Raw genomic sequence first — 21211 nt, 5'->3', positions numbered from 1 at the left:
CTTTTATAAAGCAAAAGAGCCTGCCGCAACTGCGGCAGGCTCTTTTGCTTTATACTTATAGCTATTTAATAACCAACAGCGGTATCATCGCCACGAGGATCGGCACCGCCCTCTAGCTTTCCATTTGGTAACACCCGTATCGCATCAACCCTACCATAAGGGCTACGTTCTTGCAGTTTGTAGCCTTTGCTCATAAGAACAGCGCGTACATCAGGTGCAATGGCATTTGGTTCGTGCTGTATCTCGTCGGGGAGCCACTGATGATGGAACCTTGGGGCTGCAACAGCCTCCTGCATATTCATATCATGTGCCACTACATTAAGAATCGCCTGGAAAACTGATGTAATGATGGTAGAACCTCCAGGCGTGCCTACAACCATGAACAGCTTTCCGTCTTTTTCCAGTATAGTTGGTGTCATAGAACTAAGCATACGCTTGCCTGGTGTAATGGCATTGGCTTTACCACCAACTAAGCCATACATGTTTGGTTCTCCTGGCTTGATGCTAAAGTCATCCATTTCGTTGTTCAGCAGAAAACCTGCACCTTCTACTATTACCTTGGAGCCATAGCTGCCGTTTAATGTTGTAGTGACCGACACAGCATTGCCAGCCTCATCTACAATGCTGAAGTGCGTAGTTTGTTCCGACTCATATACTGGCAACTGTCCGGCTTTAATTTGTGCAGAGCTAGTAGCACGTGCCAGGTCAACAGAGTTCATTCTTTCTTTCAGATACTCCTGGTCGAGTAGTTGCTGTACAGGCACTTTTACAAAATCAGGATCTCCCAGGTAAGTGGCACGGTCAGCATAAACGCGCCGTTCAGCCTCAGTCATCAGCTGTACTGCTTCCGGGCTTTGCCAGCCATACCTGGATAGGTTGTAAGACTCCATCATGGTGAGCAGCTGTAATAAGGCTACGCCGCCACTAGATGGTGGTCCCATGGAAATAACTTTATAATTCCTGTACTGTCCTGTTACGGGCTGGCGCCAGACGGATCTGTAATTAGCCAGATCCTCAAGGGTGATAATACCGCCTCCCCGCTGCATTTCTTTTACAATCAGATCAGCGGTTTCGCCTGCATAAAATCCTTCTCTGCCATTGTCCCGGATGCGCTCCAGTGTCTGGGCGAGGTCCGGGTGATAAAGTATATCTCCTGCATCCCATGTCCTTGCCGGAGCAAGGTAGGGTTGGTGCTTGTTGTATTTGATAAAGCTCTCCTTGGTATTGTTCAGCCCTCTTGCTTCTTTTTCTGTTAGAACTACTCCGTCTTTTGCCAGGTCAACAGCAGGTTGTATCAATTCAGCCCAAGGTAAGGAGCCTAATTTCTGATGCACCGTGAACATGCCATCTACAGAGCCGGGTACGCCAGCTGCCAAATGTCCTGCTGTACTTAAACCATCTATCACTTTTCCGTTTTCGTCCTGGTACATGGTTTCTGTAGATGCGGCTGGGGCCATTTCACGATAATCCAATGAGCCTATATTCCCCTGGCTGTCACGGTACACAAAGAAACCTCCTCCGCCTAGGTTGCCAGCTGCAGGAAAAGCTACTGCCAGAGCAAAATGTGTTGCAATGGCAGCATCATAGGCATTGCCTCCTTTTTTCAATATTTCAGCACCTATTCGTGAGGCTTCAGGGTGAGCAGACACCACCATAGCTTTGTTGGCGGTGAAGGGTTGCTCTGCAGAGGTTAGGGTTTTAGGGTTTGTCGTGCAACCGCTAAGAAGTGTGATAGTTAGCATGAGTAATAGCAGCCATGCTTTAATCTTTAAACTTATGGGCATCATGCTGGGGGAGGAGTATGGTGTTCGCATCGAAACAGTTTAAGTTAATTCAGACAATATAAAAAAAGCGCCAGCTATGTTCAATAGCTGGCGCTTTAAAGGAGGTGTAGGTTTATTACTTAAGGTCGTTCTGGATTACAGCAACAGCCTCTTCTACGTAGATATCTTTTTTCAAGCTCTTCAGGAACTCCTTGTTACGGGCAGCCTGTGCTGTGTCTGAAGCGATCTCTTTCAAATCTTGTGGTAGTCGGTAAACGTTAAGTACCGGCACTTCCTTCTGTGCCTCTTCGTAACGCTTTGCTTCTGCCTCTGATTTCTTTTCTTCCGCTAAGTACTTCTCAAATTGCAGTGAACGAGTCGTGTTGTCAGCTTGTCTTTTCAGACGCTCTGCACTTTCTTTAACCAGGTTAAAGGATTTATTCTGGGCAATTCTCTTGCGGCTGTTGGCCTGTATCTGGGCTACATTTAATTTACCGTTCATCCACGTCTTATACTTAGCCGGAGAGATTTCATCAAATGGCAGCGGGTAGTCCTGCTCTTTCTCGCCAAACTCAAGATAGCTGTAAGCATCCGGAAGAATAACATCCGGGGTTACACCACGAAGCTGTGTTGTACCACCATTGATACGGTAGAACTTCTGAGTCGTCAGTTTAAGGGCCCCAAACGGTTTGAAAGCATCAAACTGGGACGGAAGAGCGTCATCCAGCTCAAAGAACTGCTGAACAGTGCCTTTACCATAAGTTGGGCTGCCAATGATAACCGCACGCTTGTAATCCTGCATTGCAGCTGCTAAAATCTCAGAAGCAGATGCACTGCTAGAGTTAACAAGAATGGTTAGCGGGCCATCGTACTGGACTTGCGGATCACGGTCATCCAGAACAATTGATTTACCAGCAGAAGTCTTCACCTGCACTACAGGACCTTTATCGATAAATAAACCGGCCATTTCTACAGCGTCAGCTAATGAACCACCACCATTGTTACGAAGGTCTAAAATCAAGCCTTTCATACCAGCTGCTTTTAGTTTCTCAACCTCTTTCTTTACATCAGCGCCACTGTTACGGCCACCGTTTCGCTCAAAGTCAGCATAGAAACCTGGTAGCTTAATGTACCCGATCTTCTCTTTATCATCGATGATTGCAGATTGTGCATATGTTTCTTCAAAAACGATCACATCTCTGACAATAGGAATCACTTTTGTAGAGCCATCAGGCTTTTTAACTGTAAGGCGCACTTCTGTACCTTTCTTACCTCTGATCAACTGGATCGCATCATCAAGGCGCATGCCCTCTACTAGAACAGGTTCGTTAGGACCCTGCGCTACTCTGATGATAGCATCATTTGGCTTCAGTTCTCCCTGTAAATAAGATGGACTACCAGGTACAATTTCCATTACTTTGATCTGGCCATCTCTTTCCTGAAGAGAAGCGCCAATACCTTCTAATCTACCAGTGAACTCAATATCAAAATCTGATTTAGCCTTAGGAGGGAAATATCCTGTATGCGGGTCATACACATTCGCGATTGAATTAATGTAGGTAGAGCGACGATCTTCGGTATTTACCTTAGCCAAACGGTCATAAAGATCATTGTAAGTCTTCATCAGCTTCTCACGGGCTTCTTTCTCCATCTGCTCAAAAGTCTTTTTCTCAACTTCCTCACCTTTGGCGATAGCCTTTTCCTGCTCCTTCTGCATATCAGCTAAGCGAACAAGCGTCTGATACTTTAGTTGCTTATGCCATTCTTCTTTCAGAGCAGCTTTATCTTTGGCATAAGAAAGCTTTTTACCATCCAATTCAATGGCTTCATCTTTAGAGTAATTGAAGGGCTGAGCCAGAATTTCCTTGTAATAAGCTGCAGATTCTTTAACACGCTGATCAATTAATGCAGCTGATACATCAAACAGCTCATAAGAACCCGCACGTAGCTGATCATCAATGGATGTTTCATACTTGCGGAGTTTCTCTACGTCTGATGCTAATAAGAATTTCTTATTAAAATCCAGACGCTCTAAGTACAGCTTGAAAGCCTTCTTAGAAAAGGAATCATCGATTTTTTCTGGTCGGTAATGCCCGGTGCTTAAGCCCTGCATCAGCGCTTTAATCAGGATCTCATTCTTACCCTCAGGCGTATCTCCTGACCTATAAAGAATAAAAGACCCCGTTAGTAAAACTACAGCGATTACCGAAAATATTATTTTGAATCTGGTTGTCAATGATAGCATCTAATTAAGTAAGTTGAACCAAGTTAATTAACACAAAAGTAGTGCCGCTTATTAGCTAATAACCCTTATTAAAGGATTATATTTTGTAATGTAGCACAAATACTCCTGAATTCATAAAATGTGCGGAGGCAGCAAAATAGCCTCCAGTTGGCCCCTATAGTGAAAAAGGCTGTTATTACAGATGTACGTACTTACACTACGTTAATTATAACTTTAAGTCGGGTTTTTTCGTTTCCAAGTGTAAGAACTAAATATTTGAAAGCTATGAATAGAAACGAAAAAACAGTAGACGTTTTACAAGAACTTAATCAATTTGTTAATGATAGAATAGAAGGTTACAAGCATGCTGCTAAGGTAACCAAAGACCCGGCTCATCAATCGTACTATAAGGATTTGATCAATCAGAGTACAAAATTCTCGAGTGAGATTAACAGTACAATCAGTAGTTTTGGAGGAGATCCTGAGACTAGCACTACAGCTAAGGGTAAAATATTCCGTGGTTGGATGGATGTGAAGTCCAGTATTACCGGAAGTGATGAAGAGGCTGTGATCAAATCTAACCTGCGTGGAGAAGAGTGGGCACAAAAAGCTTACAATGACGCGTTGGATCACAGAGGAGAGTTACCTCAGAACGTGGTGCAAATGGTAGAGAAGCAAAAGCAGGCATCTCTTGCAACCTGCGAACGACTGCGCCAAATGGAAAAGTCAGCTGACTAGTTGTAACAGTTAATAAAGCTAAAATGGGTTGCCTTTAGTGGTAACCCATTTTTTTTTTGATGAAACAAGTGCTAATGAAAAATATTTTATTTTTAGGAGACAGCCTCACAGCCGGTTATGGCTTGCCTGCAGCACAAGCTTACCCGAGCCTTTTACAGGAAAAGCTGAAGCAGGAGGGGTACAACTATCGTATAATTAACGCGGGGCTGAGCGGCGATACAACCGCTGGAGGTTTGCATAGGTTGGATCGCTGGCTAAAGGAGCCTGTAGCTATCTTTGTCTTGGCTTTGGGAGCAAACGATGGAATAAGAGGTATACCTGCACGAGAGACTACCCAAAACCTGCAGCAGATAATCGACAAAGTGAAAATACACTCGCCTGAAGCAAAGATTGTGCTATCAGGTATGGAAATACCCGACATTGTACCAGGGCGTTATGCTGCAGAATTCAGGAAGCTGTTTCGGGAACTGGCCTTGGAAAACAATATCTCCTTCATACCATTTTTATTAGAGGGGGTAGTGGGGGTAAGGCAACTAAACTTACCTGATGGTTTACACCCGAACGCAGAAGGCCAGAAGATACTAGCCAAACACACATGGACAGTTTTAAAGGACTTGCTGGAAAAATAAAGGGCAGCTTTCAAACTGCCCTTTATTTCTAGTTATTTATATCTTCAACAATGGGTTCTGCTATACCGCCTTCCCTGTTCTTAAGCTCCAGACCATAAGCAGCTGCTTGTTCCAGGTGTGCCCATAACTCTTTCCTTGTATTCCTGGACCAGAGTGTTAATGCTGTAGCGTCTGCTTCCTCAACATCATTCAGAGACTCATCAAAATCATCTATCGCCTCTTTTTGTGCGTCTTTGATGCTATCCCATAGTTCCAGGTCATATTCATAATTTGTAGCCTCAACTTCGGTAACGTCTTCTATGTGTTTTATTTGTCTATCTTCCATCTGCTGAGGTAATGTTACGCCATACCGTTGCGCCAACTCCTGAAGCTCGTTCTGCTTTGTCGTTGCCCAGTTCATCAGGTCCTGCCCGTATGCTTTGGCGTTACGTGTTTCACTTTTTTCAAGTGCCATCTTAGCAAGCTCTTTCTGCAGCATAATGTTGCGCGCGGCAGTCATAAGGAATTCTTGCCGTTCCTGGGTTAACGTTGAATCCACTCCGGCTACTGTAGCAACTCCAGTTTCTCCATCAGCAGTTTGCTCACCTGAATCACATGCACTGAAACTAAGGGTAATAAGAAAACAAATGGCGGCTATTAAATAATTTTTCATAGTTCGTGGGTTTAGATATAACTCTTTACCTGTTGCATACGAAACCACAGAAAATTGTTTGCCTACGTTGTGAAAGCAGGCTTAGGAAGCCTGAAGGGCCAGTAGGTTGTTTAAGCTAGGGATTGAGAGAGGCTTTCGGATAAAACCAACCACTGCACCATATTTCTGTGCCCTGATCTCATGCTCAGGATCCTGTGATGAGGTAAACATGGAGATGTGGGTTTTATATTGTTCGTGATAACCCATAGTGTAGTACCGTTCCAGAAAATCAAAACCATCAAAGGTAGGCATACTAATATCCAGCAGGATCAGGTCAGGGAAGGCGGCATCATTTGACAGGGAAATATTGCGGAGAAAGTCCAAAGCTTCCGGTACGCTTTGACATATAGAGACTAATTCGCCGGCATCTGCATCTTCCAGTATGATCTGAGAGAAAAGATTGTTTATCTTATCATCGTCAATTATAAGAATATGCCTGAGCTTGTACATGCGCTATATGACTTCTGAAGTTACCTTTAATTGTTAATTGGGAGAATACAGGGAGACCAAATTAATTAAAATTCTTACCAGGTCAAACTAATGATCGAATATTTATATTATTAAATATTCTACCTGCTTTGGAAAGATTGTCATTATTTAGAATAATAAGCTAGGGAGAACAAAGCAGGGACAAGTTTTTCGTGTAGATACTAAGGGGCCTTAAAAGTAAAAGCCTTCCTGCTAAGTAGCAGGAAGGCTTTTGTTATGATTAAATGATTGCAATATTAGTAATAGATGTGCTCTCCACGATGCTTCTGGAAATGAGTCTCAAAGTAACGCGCATCTTCTGCTGAGTGAGGCTTAAAGCCAATAACAATGTTACCTTCTTTTACGCCTGTCTCATACACTTTAGCACGTTCTTCAGGAATACCAGCACCTACAAGAGCACCAATAAGACCACCTGTAAGACCACCAGCACCTGCACCGGCTAATCCAGCAGCCAACGGGCCAGCTACAACTAGTCCAAGACCAGGAATAGCCACTGATGTACCAATAGCAGCTACTGCACCAACAATAGCACCTAATGTACCACCAATCGCTGAACCAGCGCCTGTACCTTCCAAAGACTTGTTGCCAAGTTCTGTTCTGTCTTCTTCGTCTGTATCTTCAACATCACTAAAGTGACGCTCTCTGGCTTCATCAGACATTACAACGTTGATGTCATCTTTATCATATCCACGTGCTCTAAGTTCATTATAAGCACGTTCTGCACTTTCTCTATCGCGGAACATTGCGGTCATCATTCCCGCATTATCTGTTTTATTCATCATAGCTTTTATTTATTTGTTATTATTCTGTTACACATCTACATGCATTAATATCCAATGCACTGTAGGTTTTTAATAACGGTGTCGTGGCCTTTTGGTTACGATTCAGTAACTAAGCCCATTTATATCTAGTGTTTTAACTGCTATAAATAACTTTAAAGTTTAGATACGAACACCTGTTAATTTTTAGGTGGAACAAGCACTTTGTTTATTACATGCACTACTCCGTTCGAAGCATTTACGTCTGTGATAAGAACCTTTGCATCGCCAACTGTTAGCGTTTGTCCGTTCCTCCTAACTACTACCTCGTCTCCCTGTGCTGTTATCATAGGCATGTTGTCTTTCATCTCTCCCGATGTAATCCTGTTTGGCAACACATGCGCCTGTAAGATTCGCCTTAGCTCCATTTTATTATCAGGCCGTTTCAAATCTTCTATAGTTCCTGCAGGTAATGCTGCAAAAGCCTCATTAGTAGGGGCGAAGACTGTGTAAGGAGCCGGACTCTCTAAAACAGTAACCATGTCGGCTGCTTTAATAAGCTCCAATAGTGTGGAGAGATTAGGATTTTGCTGTACCAAGGCCACAATGTTCATCTCACGTCCAATAGGATTTTCAGCCGATACGTTGGTGTCCGTCTTTCCCTCGGCAGACATATCCGTGTCAGGATCCATGGGAGCCTGTGAGCCAGACTCATCCTCCCGTATTTCAGATTCTATTACTGTTCCGGTGGTATCCATTGTGCTATCAGAGCTGGCGCAACCATAGAGCGTTAAAGAGCATATGGCAGCAACTAGTAGGGGATAAAATATTTTTCTTTTCATAGTCTTAAATAGTGTGTTCTATATTATTCCATTTTCTACGGTGATTTTTACATTAGGGTAAATACTATAAAAAAAGCTCTCCTGTTTTGGGAGAGCTTTTTCTTTAGCTTATAATAAAATTATCTGATACCGTCTTCACGGGCATACTTGCTTGGTAAGATCACATTATCTACAACATGAAGCATACCATTAGAAGCCTCTACGTCAGGAACCAGTATTGCAGCACCGCCAATAACCATTTTAGAGCCGTTTAACTGTGTATCAATAGGTATGTATTTTTCTTCTGACAGCTTGATGCGCTGTGTTGTGTTGAGCTGCATAGAAGCTACTTCACTTGGTAACACGTGCACTTTAAGTACCTCTATCAGTTTGCTTTTATTCTCTGGTAACAGCAGCATCTCCAAATCTTGCTGGGACAGCTTAGCAAACGCCTCGTTTGTAGGCGCAAAAATAGTATAAGAACCGTCTTTCATGAAGTCACCTTTAAGACCTGATACTTCCATTAACTTAACAAATGTGCTCAGGTTAGGGCTTGTTTCAGCAAGAGCCATCAGGTCGTACTGTTCAGTCTCTCCAATATCATCGAACATCTCGTCTATCTCAACCGGGTTCTCAAGAGAAAGTGTAGCTACAGGTATAGTTGCAATTGGAGCAGATATCTCTGTTGCTACTACAACGGCATCAGCATCTTCTGTTGTGTTACCAGCCATTGTTTGTGTTTCGCTCATGGATACTTCATCATCCATGGCGGTTGTATCATTCATATTATCGGAACTGGCGCAGCTAAATAGTGTTGCTGATGCTAAAGCTGCCACAGCTAAAGGTTTTACTTTTTTAAATATCATAGTTTCTTTTTTTAAGTTTAACATAGTTTATAGGGCCTGGCTCGTAGAGCAGGCTTTCAGGAAAGTATAGGTTGCTAAACCTGCTGTTTGGGCAGGTAACTAATATACTTTAAAAGCAATTGGGTGAACTAATATCCTCCGTCTTCGGATGTAGCGATTACACCATCAACGATATGGATCATACCATTAGATGCCTCAACATTCGGTTTTACAACCCGAGCTCCACCAACTGTTACACCACTTGTGTTGTCTACAGATATGTTGATAAACTTATTATCAGCAGCTTCGATGCGCTGGTTGTCCTGGAACTGAGTTGAAGGTACTTTGGAAGGCAGAACGTGGTACTGTAAGACTTTTATTAGTTCAGCCTTGTTCTCAGGTTTCATAAGCATTTCTCTTTTCTCCTGAGGGAGTTTGTTGAAAGCAGCGTTTGTAGGAACAAAGACAGTGTAAGGGCCTTCTCCTTTTAAGATATCAGTTAGTCCAGCAGACTGAACTAAAGTTACAAAAGTTGATAAGTTAGGATTGGTTTGGGCTAGGGCCACGATGTCATACTGTTGGGTGTTCATGTCCTCAAACATGGCATCATAATCCATATTTGCATCCATTTCCACCTCCATGTTAGTATCTACATCCATGTCAGCATCTACTTCTTCAGTATCGCCTGCCATGGTCTGTGTTTCACTCATGGTGGTGCTTTCTTCCATAGCAGTTGTATCACTCATGTTATCAGAGCCGGCACAACTGAATAAAGAAAAAGACACAATGGCTGCAACAGCCAACGGATTTAAAATTATTTTTTTCATAGCTTTCAGTCAAATTAAGTTTGTTCAGGATAATACTATCCTCTCAACTATTATGGTTTAACTGAAATTATACGAAAATGTTAGCCTTTTGGCACTGAAAGGGGATTTTCAGACTACCTATAAATGTTGTGTACTCAATTAAAAAGGCTACTCGCTAATTAATTATACACCTTCACAACAAAAATATAGTCTTTTAGCTTTTTAAGCTGCTGAGGCCTTGAATTGCCCGTTAAAGTGTTCTTCTTAGGCAGTGCTAATGGGGATAAAGTGGTAGAAGCTGGCAATTCATTAATCATCTGAAGCAGAAAAGAAGACTTAATCGCAAATGCTGCACCTTCCTGACCTGCCTGTTTTCCGCTTATCACACCTATTAAATTCCCTTTATCATCCAAAAGGGGGCCCCCACTGTTTCCTGGGTTTAAAGGGATAGAGATTTGGTAAGCGGTTGTATCACCTTCAAAACCTGATGTGGAGCTTAAAGATCCTTCTCCAAAAACAACATCTTCGCGCGGATATCCAAGTGTAAACACCCTTTCTCCTAAATCAGACTCTTCTGTTTTAAAAGTATAAGGCAGTTTGCTGAAACCTTCGAAGCCAGGATCAGATATTTTCAGAATAGATAAGTCATGGATTTCATCGCGGTAGACTTCGCTAACTTTATATTTTGCTCCGGACTTATTTTCTATCATGATGGAGTCAGCTCCTTCTACAACATGCGAACTTGTTACTAAATAACCGGCAGAAGAGATAGCAAATCCGGTACCGCTAAAAGCAGCAGGACGTGGAGCTGGTTTAGAGGCATCGTTAATACCATTTATGATGGCCGTCTGCGTTTTCTTAAGTCTTTCAACTTCACGACGAAGTTCTACATAACGCGCAGTTTGTTGTTGCACAGGGGACTTCAATTGCTGTACGCTCCAGAGTGTGCCAAACACAGAGAGAAGAGATACACTTGCCGCTACAGCAATTGTCTGCTTATGACGGTTCCATGTAACTTTCCAACCATTTGGTACAGTTGCCGTTGCTTTCTCGGCATCCAGTTCTGAGTGAATAAGGTTTAGCTTATGCTTCAAAGACTGGCGCTGACCATACTTACGCATAGACTGCAACAACTGATTATGCTCACGTACCTGGTTAGCCAGTCGTGCATCAGTACGCATAAGCGCTTCAAAAGCCAGCTGCTCTTCTGCAGGCATCTCTCCTTTCAGGAAGCGTTCTATTTGTTCGTAAGCTCGGTACTCTAACATCTCTTTCTCCTTTTAGACCAAAGGTCTCTATACTTAAGGCCTGTTATACCTCAGGCTTATAGGTGGCAAAAAATAACTTCTTCAGACGTTGCAGGCATTTGTACTTCTGATTTTTGGTTGTATCAGAATTAGTGTAGCCAAACTTCTCTGTAATCTCCTGCATGTTCTGCATTTTGATATAAAAGTCTTCTATGAGTGAGCGGCAAGGTTCGCCTAACTGCCCGAGAGCTTCTCCCATTATGCCAAACTGCTTTTCCTGCTCCTCATGCCGATGCGCATCATCCTCAACTGAAACAAAAGAGTCCGTTTCTTCCAGTTTGCTTACAAACCGGCCTTTTTCAGCCAAGCGCTTTAGCCAAAGCCTTCTGCACACAGAGTACAGGTAAGTTTTGATCTGGCAGCTGAGCTCAAGACTATTATCCTTTATTTTCTCGTAGAACACGATTACGCCTTCCTGGTAAATATCCTTGGCCTCGTCATCAGTTCCGCTGTTACTCAAAATAAAATGAGATATCATCGGGAAATAAAGTTTGTACAGATAAGACAGAGCTCTGTCATCGTCGCGCCGGATTCCATCCATGATCGCCTCATCCGTCTCATACAAGCTCTTCTTCATTCCAGTCAATTTTAATACGTTAAGGGGCATTTTGTAACCCAACAAAAAATTATTTTTAAAAATTTAAAAAAGTTGGGTTACCTATTCCCGGATTCGGTATGAACTGTCAAAATCGAAACCAAAACACTTAATCACAAACACAAAATGAAAAATTTATTCACTTTCGCTATCGTAGCTCTTGCTCTTACTTTCACTGCTTGCAACAACGAAGAAGCAGTTACTGAAACTGAAGCAGTTGAGACTGAAGAAGTAGTTGAAGAAACTCCAGTTGTTGAAGAAGAAGTTGTAGTTGATTCAACTGTTGTTGTTGAAGAGGCTCCAGCTACTGAAGAAGCTCCTGCTACTGAAACTCCAGCTGTTCAGTAATTAAAGCAAGAACTACAGCGATAAGCTTATAGTTCGAAACACATGGCGGGACCTCGTACTTTGGTGCGAGGTCCCGCTGTTTTTATATCAATAGCAAAAGAAAAGGCCAGTTTACTTCTGGCCTTTTCTTTTGCTATTGATTTTTACGGCGCTTCATTTCCTTTTGTATCAACGAAAACTCCCTGCTGCTTTGTCCGGCAATAGCAGTGTTCTCGTTGGCGCGGCGCAACAGGTACGGCATAACAGCTTCTATAGGGCCATAAGGCACATATTTGGCTACATTATACCCAGCATGCGCTAAATTATAAGACAGGTTGTCGCTCATCCCGTAGAGTTGTGCGAAATATACACGCTGGTCGTTTGGTGCAATGTTGTGCTCCTCCATCAACTCCACGAGTAAATAGCAACTGTCTTCGTTATGAGTCCCGTTACAGAGAGAAATACGATCTATATGCTCTATGCAAAAGCGCAAAGACTCATTAAATAGCTTGTCTGAAGCCTCTTTTGTCGGGTTAATCGGACTTTCGTAACCTTCAGCCTCTGCCCGTTTGCGCTCCTTTTCCATGTAAGCTCCACGTACCAGCTTGGCTCCAAGGTGATATCCGCCTAATATGGCATTTTCGAAATCCCGCTTTAGCACGTCCAGCCTGTCGTGGCGGTAAAGTTGGTAGGTATTATAGATGTTGGCTTTATCTTTATTGTAAAGCTCCATCATCTCGTAGGTCAGGTTGTCTATCGTATCTTGTATCCAGCTTTCTTCGGCATCGATAAATACCCGCACATCCCTGTCGTGGCAGCGCTTGCAGATAGCACTAACGCGATCACGGCCTCTTTCATAAGCAGCACGTTCATCAACACTTAGCTCCTGTTTTTTCTGTATCTTCTCAAGCAGTTTAATGTCTATCAGACCAGTAACCTTGAACACTGCAAAAGGTATGTTCTTATTACCATGTGCTTTTTCAATAGCCTGAAGCAGTTCATCACGAGTGGCATCAAAGCTTTTTTCGTCTCCTTCTCCTTCTACAGAATAATCCAGAATAGTGCCGATATTATACTTGCTCAGTTCCTGTATGGCCCGTTCCGATTCTTTTATAGTTTCACCTCCACAAAAATGATTGAAGATGGTAGGCTTGATCAGAAATTTTATTGGAAGGTGAAGGTTGATGGCAGTATTCAACAAAGTACCACCTACCTTAACAAAGGTGTTGCTGTTCATTGACTTAAACAGCAGGTACATCTTGTATAACTCTGCATTAGACTTTGAAGAAAAAGCGACAGCTGTATCCTCAAAAGACAAGTTGGGAATCGTGTTCATGTAATTAAAATTAGCGCTGCAAAGATACTGTTTCAGCCATAGTTCGCAATCATTCAGCAATCCAATAAGTACTTATTTTAGTTGGAAGCCAGCTCCTTAAACTACTGCAATCCAATTGTTGTTTTATTATAAAGGGTACAGTATGCAGAATGTTATAATTATACAGTACAATCACTAGATAAACATAGCATAACCGTAATTATACCCAACTGGGCTTTTGTCTGAACAAAAGTTACCTTTGTAACAAGTTTTTAGGTAGATGGAGTTTAACAACAAAGATTCTTTTTTTAGAAGGCAACAGGCAGGGCAGCCTTTGGTTATAGCTGGTCCCTGCAGTGCCGAAAGTGAAGAGCAGGTAATGCAAACTGCCGCAGCTCTTGCACAGCAGCAAGTGCATATATTCAGGGCAGGAATCTGGAAGCCTCGGTCCAGGCCAAACTCCTTTGAGGGGATTGGATTAAAAGGGCTGGAGTGGCTTGGGCGGGTAAAAAGGGAGTTTGGGCTGGCTGTTGCTACAGAGGTAGCCAATGGTAAGCATGTGGAGGAGGTGCTAAAGCAAGGTATAGATGTGCTTTGGATTGGTGCAAGAACGACAGTAAACCCTTTTGCCGTGCAGGAAATTGCTGATGCCCTGCAAGGAGTAAAGGTGCCGGTGATGATTAAGAATCCGGTTAATCCGGACCTGGCGCTTTGGATTGGAGCCATCGAGCGAATCTACAATACAGGTATTACTGATCTGGCTGCTATTCACCGTGGCTTTTCATCCTATCAGAAGTCTAAATACAGGAATGCGCCCTTCTGGCAGATTCCCATTGAGCTGAAGGCACGTTTTCAGTCTTTACCTATAATAGTTGACCCAAGCCATATTGCTGGTAACCGTGAACTGATCTTTCCTGTATCGCAAAAAGCGCTGGATTTAGGGTATGACGGAGTTATGATTGAAACTCATCCTGATCCGGAAAATGCATTAAGCGACGCTGAACAACAGGTGAACCCGGCAGCGCTGAAAGATATAGTGTCTAGGCTGCAGGTAAGGAAGTCTACTTATGATGATGCCGAGCTTGTTAATTGTGCAGAAGAGCTCCGCCTGCAGATTGATGCTGCCGACCATGATATTATTGCAGCCTTAGCCAAACGAATGGCATTGGTAGAGCAGATCGGGGAGTATAAAAAACAGAATAATGTACAGATACTACAGCTGGAGCGGTGGAAAGAAATTTTTAAGAGTCGCGCAGAGTGGGGTGCAGAGGCAGGGGTAAATCCTGACTTTGTAGCTGAACTGTATAAGCTAATTCATGTGGAGTCTATCCGCAAACAAACACAGATACTTGATGGGGAGTAGGTAATAGTTGAAGAAAGCAGCTATCAACCAAACCTAAACCATTAATTTATACCATGACAGATACCATATACATAGGGAAAGATGTGCTTAAAGAGCTGCCAGAACTGCTAAAGAACCGTGCTTTTAGCAAGGTTGTGGTTTTGGTAGATGAAAATACACTGGCACAATGTTACCCTTTGCTTAAACCTAACCTGCCGGAGCATGAATTGATTCAGGTGCGAAGCGGAGAAGAGAATAAAACGCTACAGACCTGCGAGCATATCTGGCAGCGTATGACAGAGATGAACCTGGACCGCTGGTCAGTGCTGGTAAATTTAGGAGGAGGTGTGATAGGTGATATGGGCGGTTTCTGTGCGGCTGTGTTTAAACGAGGTATATACTTTGTGCAGGTGCCTACCACGCTTTTGGCACAGGTAGATGCCAGTGTGGGCGGTAAAACCGGTTTAGACTTTCATGGTTTAAAAAACCACATCGGTGTGTATAAAGAACCGCAGGCAGTTTTTATAAACCCTGCTTTTTTAGAGACTCTTTCACCACGGCAGCTTAAGTCTGGATATGCTGAAGTTATAAAGCATTGGTTGATTGCTGATGCTGATAAATTTAAAGAGCAGCGTCATGTTGGGTTATTCGTTGAGGAGTGGGAAGACCTGATAAGACATTCTGTAAGCATTAAGGCAAAAGTGGTGGAGGCTGATCCATTGGAAGGAGGTTACCGTAAAGTTTTGAACTTTGGGCATACAGTAGGGCATGCTTTGGAAAGTTACCTGCTGGAAAAACCTGAACGGCAGTTGCTTCACGGTGAGGCAATAGCTGTAGGTATGCTTTGCGAAGCATGGTTATCAGTAAAGCATGACCTGTTGCAGCAGCAGGAACTTGATAAAATTGAAACGTTCCTGATCTCTATTTATGAAAAGGTGCAGTTACGTGAGGAAGATATTCAGCAAATAAGCCTGCTGGCCTTGCAGGATAAGAAGAATTCAAGTGCTGCCATTAACTGTACATTGTTGAAAGGCATCGGCCAGGCTGTTTATGATCAACCGGTTACTGTGCAGGAGATTGTTTCTTCACTCCGTTACTATTCACTTTTATGATCCAAAGCCTTACCCTAAGTCACCCTACAGGCACGATAACAGGTAGTATTAAACTACCAGCTTCTAAAAGTGAGGCTAATCGGGCTCTAATCATTGCGGCGCTTGCCGGTGGAAAGTCTAAACTGCACAACCTTTCGGAGGCAAATGATACACAGTTGCTGCAGCGACTCCTGAAAAGCGACGCTAAAGTAGTAGATGCAGAGGATGCTGGAACTGTTATGCGGTTCTTAACAGCCTATTATGCTGTTACCGGACAAGAAAAGACGTTGACAGGTACAGAACGCATGTGTCAGCGACCTATTAAAGTTTTAGTGGATGCATTACGGGAGTTAGGTGCAAGTATCGATTATCTTCAGGAAGAAGGATATCCACCTCTTAAGATCGGTAACTTTAAGAGCACAGGTAAAAAGAAGTTGACTGTTCGCAGTGATGTTAGCAGCCAATATATTTCAGCTTTACTTATGGTAGCGCCCTTGCTTCCAGAGGGGTTGGAACTGGAGCTTAAGGGTAAAATAAGCTCCCGGCCATACATTGAAATGACACTTTCGCTTATGCGTCATTTTGGAGCGGATGCAAATTTTGAAAGCAATACCATCTTAGTGCCGCACCAGAAGTATAAGCCAGCTGTTTTTCATGTGGAGTCGGATTGGTCAGCGGCTAGTTACTGGTATAGCATAGTGGCGCTGGCTAAAGATGCGGAAGTTACCCTGCTGGGGCTTAAAGAGAATTCCTTTCAGGGAGATAGTGCTATAGTAGCTATCATGGATCGGCTAGGAGTTTACACTACCTTTACGAAAGAAGGAATCAAGCTCATAAAAAAGCATTGTGAGAAAAACGTAGCTTTTGATTTCTCCGATTGCCCTGATTTAGCTCAGACTATTGTAGCCCTTTGTGCCAGTTTAGGGGTTACTCTGGAGCTAACAGGATTGGAAAGCTTACGCATAAAAGAAACAGACCGAATTCAGGCGCTGCAAATAGAGGTGCTGGCCCTTGGTACTTCCTTAGAAGAGATTAGCCCCGGTGTTTTCAGAATGAAGCCGGGCATCATCAATAAGCAGGATCTTGCATTCCGCACTTACCAGGACCACCGTATGGCTATGGCTTTTGCACCAATTGCTTTGCTGCAGCCTGTACAGATACAAGAACCAAGTGTGGTGCGCAAATCTTACCCAAGATTTTGGCAGGACATGGAGAAGGTGGGGTTTGAGGTAAGACATAGCAATTAAGCGGGTGTGAACGAAAGACGGTTATATGGGGATGCAAAATTGATAGCTGGTCAGCTTCACAAAATGCAGTTGATGGAAACTGCTAAAGATGAGTTGGCGGCCGTATATCAGGATAAAGCAACAGGTAAGTTCTGGTTAAAGTGCTATGCTATTGCAGAGACACAGGCCGGAGGTTACTTAATGTTAATCAGGTTACCTCTGCCGAATACGGAGGAGCTAATAAGTGTGGCTATAACAAGTGAATACGAGGACGAGGCAGTAGCTGCCATTTTGCGTTTGCTTGATGAAGAGAAGCTAGAAAAGAAAGGGTTCAGGGACTTACTGTTAGAGAAACTGGAGCATGCGAATATGGATGCATCCGATATCAGGTTTAAAAACCGATTGAAGAGACTAATCACGCTGTCGCGCTTAAACGATCCGATAAATAGAAGAGAGGTGCTGGGTAAAAGCAAAACAGAGGTTCAGCAAGATGCGACTTATTTCAGAAGTATAGCCGAAAGAGCCACTACATTACTTCAAAAGCTAAATTAACCCTTCTGTTGTTTTACTTCCTCTATTACTTCTTTTAGATATGCAGGGGTCTGCAGTAGCCTGCTTCCATACCAACTGAACATTTCGCCATCTACAACTTTAACCTGTGTATGAGGGCAGAGTTCCTGAAATTCCAGTATATGCTTCTCTTTGAAAGGGTAGGGCTCTGATGATAAAAGTATGAGCTCGGGGGCAATGTCCCGTAGCAGTTCCGGTGTTACCTCAGGATAACGGGGCAGATCAGCGAAGATGTTTGTAAAGCCGCAGCGTTGCATAATATGATCTATGATATTGTTACTGCCCACTACCATGTAAGGCTTTCGCCAGATAAAATAGGCGGTTCTTACACCTGGGGGTTGCAGAGGTTGTAAGTCCTTAAATCCTTTTTCAATCCTGAGCACAAGTTCCTGTGCTTTGGCTTCAGTTCCAGTCAACAGCCCTATTTGCTGCATCATCAGGAGTGCATCATCCAAAGTGTAGATATCGCTCATCCATACCGGATAACTTTTCTGTAGAGCCTCTATTCCTTCTTGATAGTTTTCCTCCTTATTCCCAATGATCAGGTCAGGCTTTAACTCATCAATTTTATGAAGATGAAAGTTTTTAGTGCCGCCAATTATAATTTTTTGTTTTGCCTGCTCCTTTGGATGGATACAGAATTTGGTCACGCCTACTACCCTGTCTCCTAAGCCAAGATCGAATAACAATTCTGTTTGAGATGGTACCAAGGAGATGATACGCTGCGGCAACTGCTCCACAGTAAGCGTGTGGCCCATCTGGTCGGTAAAAGCGGCTGGAAATGTCATGATCAAATTTAATGAATTCCAAAGGGTACTAAAAACAAAACCTCACAGGTTCTTAAGACGCTGTGAGGTTCTTTACGGCTAAAAGTAAAGTCTTAACTGAGGTATCGGAAATCCTGCTTGTCCTGTATCTTCAGTACAGTTTCGTAGATCATCTTTATCACATTATCAACATCATCTTTGTGAACTGTTTCTACGGTTGTGTGCATATACTTCAAAGGCAAAGAGATAAGAGCCGAGGCTACACCTGCATTTGAATACGCAAAGGCATCAGTATCGGTGCCTGTAGCACGTGATACCGCTGAACGCTGAAAAGGAATCTCTTTTTCCCTGGCAGTATTTATGATCAGGTCGCGTACATTGTTCTGAACGGCAGGTCCGTAAGCTATAACAGGACCTTTGCCGCAGTGGATGTCGCCGCTGGTCTTTTTTTCATACATCGGAGATTGCGTGTCATGGGTTACGTCGGTAATAATGGCTACATCTGGTTTAATACGATGCGCAATCATTTCGGCTCCACGTAGGCCAATTTCTTCCTGTACAGCATTAACAATGTAAAGGCCGAAGGGAAGGGTCTGGTTGTTTTCCTTCAGCATACGAGCTACTTCTGCAATCATAAAGCCTCCAATACGGTTGTCAAGAGCACGGCCAACGTAGTAGCGGTCGTTCATAACCGTAAATTCATCTTCGAAAGTAGCTACGCATCCAACATGGATACCCATCTCCTCAACTTCTTCACGGTTGCTGGCACCGCAGTCCAGGAAAACGGTTTCAATGGTAGGAGCCTTGTCATTTTCTACTTTGCGTACGTGAATGGCCGGCCAGCCAAAGACAGCTTTTACAATGCCTTTTGCAGTATAAATGTTAACTCGTTTTGAAGGGGCAATCAATGCATCAGATCCCCCGTTGCGCTTCAGGTATATATAACCCTCTGGAGTGATGTAGTTCACAAACCAGGAGATCTCATCAGCATGCGCCTCAATAACGACTTTATAATCTGCCTGTGGGTTTACGACTCCCACCACCGTACCATAGGTATCAACAAAATATTCGTCGATGTATGGTTTGATATACTCCAGCCACATCTTCTGGCCTTCTGACTCAAAGCCGGTAGGGGAGGAGTTATTGAGGTATTTTTGAAGAAAGTCAAAAGATTCTTGTCTCATATAGCTAAGGTGACGTTGTGTTAGGTTAGTGTGAGATTATGTAGGCCTGTGCTGAATTATTTTGCCGGCAGCACAGGCCTAGAGTGTTTCTACTTTTTCTTATAAAGGTATGTTGCCATGCTTCTTACGCGGAAGGGTCACTGCTTTGTTTTCCAACATCTTGAATGCCTTAATGAGTTTGCCTCTTGTTTCAGATGGCATGATTACCTCATCAATAAACCCACGGTGTGCGGCGCGGTAAGGTGTTGCAAATTTCTCCTTATATTCTTGCACCTTCTCAGCTAACTTAGCCTCAGGGTCTTCGGCAGTGGCTATTTCGCGTTTGAAGATGATTTCTGCAGCACCCTGAGCACCCATGACAGCGATCTCTGCTGTTGGCCAAGCAAAGTTCATGTCAGCACCAATGTGCTTTGAGTTCATTACGTCATAAGCTCCGCCGTAAGCCTTACGTGTAATCACTGTGATCCGTGGAACAGTAGCCTCGCAGAATGCATAAAGTAATTTAGCACCATTCGTGATAATGCCTCTCCACTCCTGATCTGTACCTGGCAGGAAGCCCGGTACATCTTCCAGAACTAGAAGCGGAACGTTAAAGCTATCGCAGAAGCGTACGAAACGAGCTGCTTTCGTACTGGCGTTGATGTCCAGCACACCGGCAAGTACAGCGGGCTGGTTACCTACAATACCAATGCTGCGACCTCCAAGTCGGGCAAAGCCTACAACTATGTTCTCGCCAAAGTTCTTATGCACTTCAAAAAAGGAGTCAGCATCAATGATTCCGTCAATCACTTCACGGATGTCATAAGGCTGGTTTGGGTTCTCAGGAATAAGCGTATCCAACACCTCACGTGTCTCATCTCCCTGAGCTTCGTATGGCAGAGAAGGAGGTAAGTCTTCGCAGTTTTGTGGAATATAACTTAAAAGTTTTTTGATATAGTTGATGCATTCTACTTCATTGGCGCAGGAGAAGTGTGTAACACCACTCTTCGTGCTGTGGGTGCTGGCTCCACCTAATTCCTCAGAAGTTACCTCTTCATGTGTTACGGTTTTAACTACGTTTGGTCCTGTTACAAACATATAGGATGTATCCTCAACCATCATGATAAAGTCTGTGATGGCTGGAGAGTATACAGCACCACCTGCACATGGTCCCATAATAGCTGAAATCTGCGGAATAACACCAGAGGCCAGTGTGTTGCGGTAGAAAATATCAGCATAACCTCCCAACGATACTACTCCCTCTTGAATACGGGCACCACCTGAGTCATTTAAGCCAATAACAGGCGCTCCGTTCTTCATGGCAAGCTCCATGATCTTTACAATTTTTTCAGCGTGTGTTTCAGAAAGAGATCCGCCCAGCACGGTAAAGTCCTGAGAGAAAACATACACCAGACGGCCATTGATCGTACCATAGCCCGTCACGACGCCATCACCCAGGTAGTACTGTTTATCTAGACCAAAGTCTTTAGAACGGTGCATTACGAATTTGCCGATCTCCTCGAAAGAGCCTTCATCCATCAATAAGTGGATTCGCTCACGGGCAGTAAGCTTTCCTTTTTTGTGTTGTGCATCTATGCGATCTTGTCCGCCACCAAGTAATGCTTCAGCATTCTTGCGTTCCAGCGTTGCTATTTGGGCTTCTCTAGTTTCTCCGGCCATTAATGAAGTATTTCTATGAAAGTTCTTCTAAATTATTATTTCTCAAATTTAAAAACTATGCGAC

The 21211-nt window shown here is 43.4% G+C and carries 21 protein-coding genes; 7 read left to right on the top strand and 14 right to left on the bottom strand.

Annotated features, from left to right (window positions below; genetic code table 11):
- Positions 1–65 precede the first annotated feature (65 nt).
- Together ggt and ACFSRY_RS11490 are read right to left on the bottom strand one after the other, a co-directional pair.
- Complete coding sequence (gene ggt / locus ACFSRY_RS11495; RefSeq protein ID WP_377507205.1) at positions 66–1814, bottom strand: gamma-glutamyltransferase; 1749 nt, start codon at positions 1812–1814, stop codon at positions 66–68.
- Between the two features lie 85 nt (positions 1815–1899).
- Positions 1900–4008: a carboxy terminal-processing peptidase gene (locus ACFSRY_RS11490; RefSeq protein WP_377507203.1), complete on the bottom strand. Its 2109-nt coding sequence runs from the start codon at positions 4006–4008 to the stop codon at positions 1900–1902.
- A 264-nt stretch (positions 4009–4272) separates the two neighbouring features.
- On the opposite strand from ACFSRY_RS11490, the gene ACFSRY_RS11485 reads away from it, so the two are divergent.
- Complete coding sequence (locus tag ACFSRY_RS11485) at positions 4273–4725, top strand: ferritin-like domain-containing protein (RefSeq protein WP_377507200.1); 453 nt, start codon at positions 4273–4275, stop codon at positions 4723–4725.
- Between the two features lie 74 nt (positions 4726–4799).
- Positions 4800–5354, top strand: a complete 555-nt coding sequence (locus ACFSRY_RS11480) for an arylesterase (protein WP_377507197.1) — start codon at positions 4800–4802, stop codon at positions 5352–5354.
- Positions 5355–5382: 28 nt separating this feature from the next.
- Here ACFSRY_RS11480 and ACFSRY_RS11475 read toward each other — a convergent pair whose 3' ends face one another.
- The 8 genes from ACFSRY_RS11475 to ACFSRY_RS11440 all read right to left on the bottom strand — a co-directional run bounded on the left by ACFSRY_RS11475 (position 5383) and on the right by ACFSRY_RS11440 (position 11648).
- Positions 5383–6006 (bottom strand): DUF4142 domain-containing protein, encoded by a 624-nt coding sequence (locus tag ACFSRY_RS11475; protein WP_377507194.1) that lies wholly within the window; start codon positions 6004–6006, stop codon positions 5383–5385.
- Positions 6007–6087: 81 nt separating this feature from the next.
- The gene (locus ACFSRY_RS11470) at positions 6088–6495 is read right to left on the bottom strand and encodes a response regulator (RefSeq protein WP_377507191.1); all 408 of its coding nucleotides are present in this window, start codon (positions 6493–6495) and stop codon (positions 6088–6090) included.
- Between the two features lie 275 nt (positions 6496–6770).
- Positions 6771–7313 carry a hypothetical protein gene (locus tag ACFSRY_RS11465; RefSeq protein WP_377507975.1) on the bottom strand — a complete coding sequence of 181 codons (543 nt, stop codon included), beginning with the start codon at positions 7311–7313 and terminating at the stop codon, positions 6771–6773.
- 179 nt (positions 7314–7492) lie between these two features.
- Complete coding sequence (locus tag ACFSRY_RS11460; RefSeq protein WP_377507188.1) at positions 7493–8134, bottom strand: fasciclin domain-containing protein; 642 nt, start codon at positions 8132–8134, stop codon at positions 7493–7495.
- A 119-nt stretch (positions 8135–8253) separates the two neighbouring features.
- Positions 8254–8979: a fasciclin domain-containing protein gene (locus ACFSRY_RS11455; protein ID WP_377507185.1), complete on the bottom strand. Its 726-nt coding sequence runs from the start codon at positions 8977–8979 to the stop codon at positions 8254–8256.
- A gap of 128 nt (positions 8980–9107) precedes the next feature.
- On the bottom strand, positions 9108–9785 hold the full coding sequence (locus ACFSRY_RS11450; protein WP_377507182.1) for a fasciclin domain-containing protein: 678 nt from the start codon (positions 9783–9785) through the stop codon (positions 9108–9110).
- 158 nt (positions 9786–9943) lie between these two features.
- The gene (locus ACFSRY_RS11445; RefSeq protein WP_377507179.1) at positions 9944–11032 is read right to left on the bottom strand and encodes a trypsin-like peptidase domain-containing protein; all 1089 of its coding nucleotides are present in this window, start codon (positions 11030–11032) and stop codon (positions 9944–9946) included.
- Positions 11033–11075: 43 nt separating this feature from the next.
- A complete protein-coding gene (locus ACFSRY_RS11440; RefSeq protein WP_377507176.1) occupies positions 11076–11648 on the bottom strand; it encodes an RNA polymerase sigma factor in 573 nt (190 codons plus the stop codon).
- A 144-nt stretch (positions 11649–11792) separates the two neighbouring features.
- Here ACFSRY_RS11440 and ACFSRY_RS11435 point away from each other — a divergent pair, with 144 nt between their 5' ends.
- Complete coding sequence (locus tag ACFSRY_RS11435) at positions 11793–12014, top strand: hypothetical protein (RefSeq protein WP_377507173.1); 222 nt, start codon at positions 11793–11795, stop codon at positions 12012–12014.
- A 133-nt stretch (positions 12015–12147) separates the two neighbouring features.
- Here the strand turns inward: ACFSRY_RS11435 and ACFSRY_RS11430 are convergent, their stop codons facing one another.
- Positions 12148–13329, bottom strand: a complete 1182-nt coding sequence (locus ACFSRY_RS11430) for a proline dehydrogenase family protein (RefSeq protein WP_377507170.1) — start codon at positions 13327–13329, stop codon at positions 12148–12150.
- A gap of 259 nt (positions 13330–13588) precedes the next feature.
- Here ACFSRY_RS11430 and ACFSRY_RS11425 point away from each other — a divergent pair, with 259 nt between their 5' ends.
- The 4 genes from ACFSRY_RS11425 to ACFSRY_RS11410 all read left to right on the top strand — a co-directional run bounded on the left by ACFSRY_RS11425 (position 13589) and on the right by ACFSRY_RS11410 (position 17519).
- Complete coding sequence (locus ACFSRY_RS11425) at positions 13589–14671, top strand: chorismate mutase (protein WP_377507167.1); 1083 nt, start codon at positions 13589–13591, stop codon at positions 14669–14671.
- A 53-nt stretch (positions 14672–14724) separates the two neighbouring features.
- Positions 14725–15762 (top strand): 3-dehydroquinate synthase, encoded by a 1038-nt coding sequence (gene aroB, locus ACFSRY_RS11420; RefSeq protein WP_377507164.1) that lies wholly within the window; start codon positions 14725–14727, stop codon positions 15760–15762.
- The gene (locus ACFSRY_RS11415) at positions 15759–16988 is read left to right on the top strand and encodes a 3-phosphoshikimate 1-carboxyvinyltransferase (protein ID WP_377507161.1); all 1230 of its coding nucleotides are present in this window, start codon (positions 15759–15761) and stop codon (positions 16986–16988) included. Before aroB ends, ACFSRY_RS11415 begins: the two co-directional genes overlap by 4 nt.
- A 72-nt stretch (positions 16989–17060) precedes the next feature.
- Positions 17061–17519, top strand: coding sequence for a hypothetical protein (locus tag ACFSRY_RS11410; protein ID WP_377507158.1), 459 nt, complete (start codon positions 17061–17063; stop codon positions 17517–17519).
- Here the strand turns inward: ACFSRY_RS11410 and ACFSRY_RS11405 are convergent.
- From ACFSRY_RS11405 to ACFSRY_RS11395, 3 genes are all read right to left on the bottom strand, one after another.
- Positions 17516–18325, bottom strand: coding sequence for an ABC transporter substrate-binding protein (locus ACFSRY_RS11405; protein ID WP_377507155.1), 810 nt, complete (start codon positions 18323–18325; stop codon positions 17516–17518). The genes ACFSRY_RS11410 and ACFSRY_RS11405 overlap by 4 nt on opposite strands.
- A 92-nt stretch (positions 18326–18417) precedes the next feature.
- A complete protein-coding gene (locus ACFSRY_RS11400) occupies positions 18418–19488 on the bottom strand; it encodes a M42 family metallopeptidase (RefSeq protein WP_377507152.1) in 1071 nt (356 codons plus the stop codon).
- Positions 19489–19587: 99 nt separating this feature from the next.
- Positions 19588–21147: an acyl-CoA carboxylase subunit beta gene (locus ACFSRY_RS11395; RefSeq protein ID WP_377507149.1), complete on the bottom strand. Its 1560-nt coding sequence runs from the start codon at positions 21145–21147 to the stop codon at positions 19588–19590.
- Positions 21148–21211 lie beyond the last annotated feature (64 nt).

Source organism: Pontibacter locisalis (assembly GCF_042684605.1).
Lineage (GTDB): Bacteria > Bacteroidota > Bacteroidia > Cytophagales > Hymenobacteraceae > Pontibacter > Pontibacter locisalis.
This window is presented reverse-complemented; position numbering and strand designations above follow the sequence as displayed.

What these genes read in the sequence shown, in the direction of transcription:
- ggt (WP_377507205.1), bottom strand. Translation starts at nt 1,814, where the DNA reads ATGCGAACACCATACTCCTCCCCCAGCATGATGCCCATAAGTTTAAAG.
- ACFSRY_RS11490 (WP_377507203.1), bottom strand. Translation starts at nt 4,008, where the DNA reads ATGCTATCATTGACAACCAGATTCAAAATAATATTTTCGGTAATCGCT.
- ACFSRY_RS11485 (WP_377507200.1), top strand. Translation starts at nt 4,273, where the DNA reads ATGAATAGAAACGAAAAAACAGTAGACGTTTTACAAGAACTTAATCAA.
- ACFSRY_RS11480 (WP_377507197.1), top strand. Translation starts at nt 4,800, where the DNA reads ATGAAAAATATTTTATTTTTAGGAGACAGCCTCACAGCCGGTTATGGC.
- ACFSRY_RS11475 (WP_377507194.1), bottom strand. Translation starts at nt 6,006, where the DNA reads ATGAAAAATTATTTAATAGCCGCCATTTGTTTTCTTATTACCCTTAGT.
- ACFSRY_RS11470 (WP_377507191.1), bottom strand. Translation starts at nt 6,495, where the DNA reads ATGTACAAGCTCAGGCATATTCTTATAATTGACGATGATAAGATAAAC.
- ACFSRY_RS11465 (WP_377507975.1), bottom strand. Translation starts at nt 7,313, where the DNA reads ATGAATAAAACAGATAATGCGGGAATGATGACCGCAATGTTCCGCGAT.
- ACFSRY_RS11460 (WP_377507188.1), bottom strand. Translation starts at nt 8,134, where the DNA reads ATGAAAAGAAAAATATTTTATCCCCTACTAGTTGCTGCCATATGCTCT.
- ACFSRY_RS11455 (WP_377507185.1), bottom strand. Translation starts at nt 8,979, where the DNA reads ATGATATTTAAAAAAGTAAAACCTTTAGCTGTGGCAGCTTTAGCATCA.
- ACFSRY_RS11450 (WP_377507182.1), bottom strand. Translation starts at nt 9,785, where the DNA reads ATGAAAAAAATAATTTTAAATCCGTTGGCTGTTGCAGCCATTGTGTCT.
- ACFSRY_RS11445 (WP_377507179.1), bottom strand. Translation starts at nt 11,032, where the DNA reads ATGTTAGAGTACCGAGCTTACGAACAAATAGAACGCTTCCTGAAAGGA.
- ACFSRY_RS11440 (WP_377507176.1), bottom strand. Translation starts at nt 11,648, where the DNA reads ATGAAGAAGAGCTTGTATGAGACGGATGAGGCGATCATGGATGGAATC.
- ACFSRY_RS11435 (WP_377507173.1), top strand. Translation starts at nt 11,793, where the DNA reads ATGAAAAATTTATTCACTTTCGCTATCGTAGCTCTTGCTCTTACTTTC.
- ACFSRY_RS11430 (WP_377507170.1), bottom strand. Translation starts at nt 13,329, where the DNA reads ATGAACACGATTCCCAACTTGTCTTTTGAGGATACAGCTGTCGCTTTT.
- ACFSRY_RS11425 (WP_377507167.1), top strand. Translation starts at nt 13,589, where the DNA reads ATGGAGTTTAACAACAAAGATTCTTTTTTTAGAAGGCAACAGGCAGGG.
- aroB (WP_377507164.1), top strand. Translation starts at nt 14,725, where the DNA reads ATGACAGATACCATATACATAGGGAAAGATGTGCTTAAAGAGCTGCCA.
- ACFSRY_RS11415 (WP_377507161.1), top strand. Translation starts at nt 15,759, where the DNA reads ATGATCCAAAGCCTTACCCTAAGTCACCCTACAGGCACGATAACAGGT.
- ACFSRY_RS11410 (WP_377507158.1), top strand. Translation starts at nt 17,061, where the DNA reads ATGGAAACTGCTAAAGATGAGTTGGCGGCCGTATATCAGGATAAAGCA.
- ACFSRY_RS11405 (WP_377507155.1), bottom strand. Translation starts at nt 18,325, where the DNA reads ATGACATTTCCAGCCGCTTTTACCGACCAGATGGGCCACACGCTTACT.
- ACFSRY_RS11400 (WP_377507152.1), bottom strand. Translation starts at nt 19,488, where the DNA reads ATGAGACAAGAATCTTTTGACTTTCTTCAAAAATACCTCAATAACTCC.
- ACFSRY_RS11395 (WP_377507149.1), bottom strand. Translation starts at nt 21,147, where the DNA reads ATGGCCGGAGAAACTAGAGAAGCCCAAATAGCAACGCTGGAACGCAAG.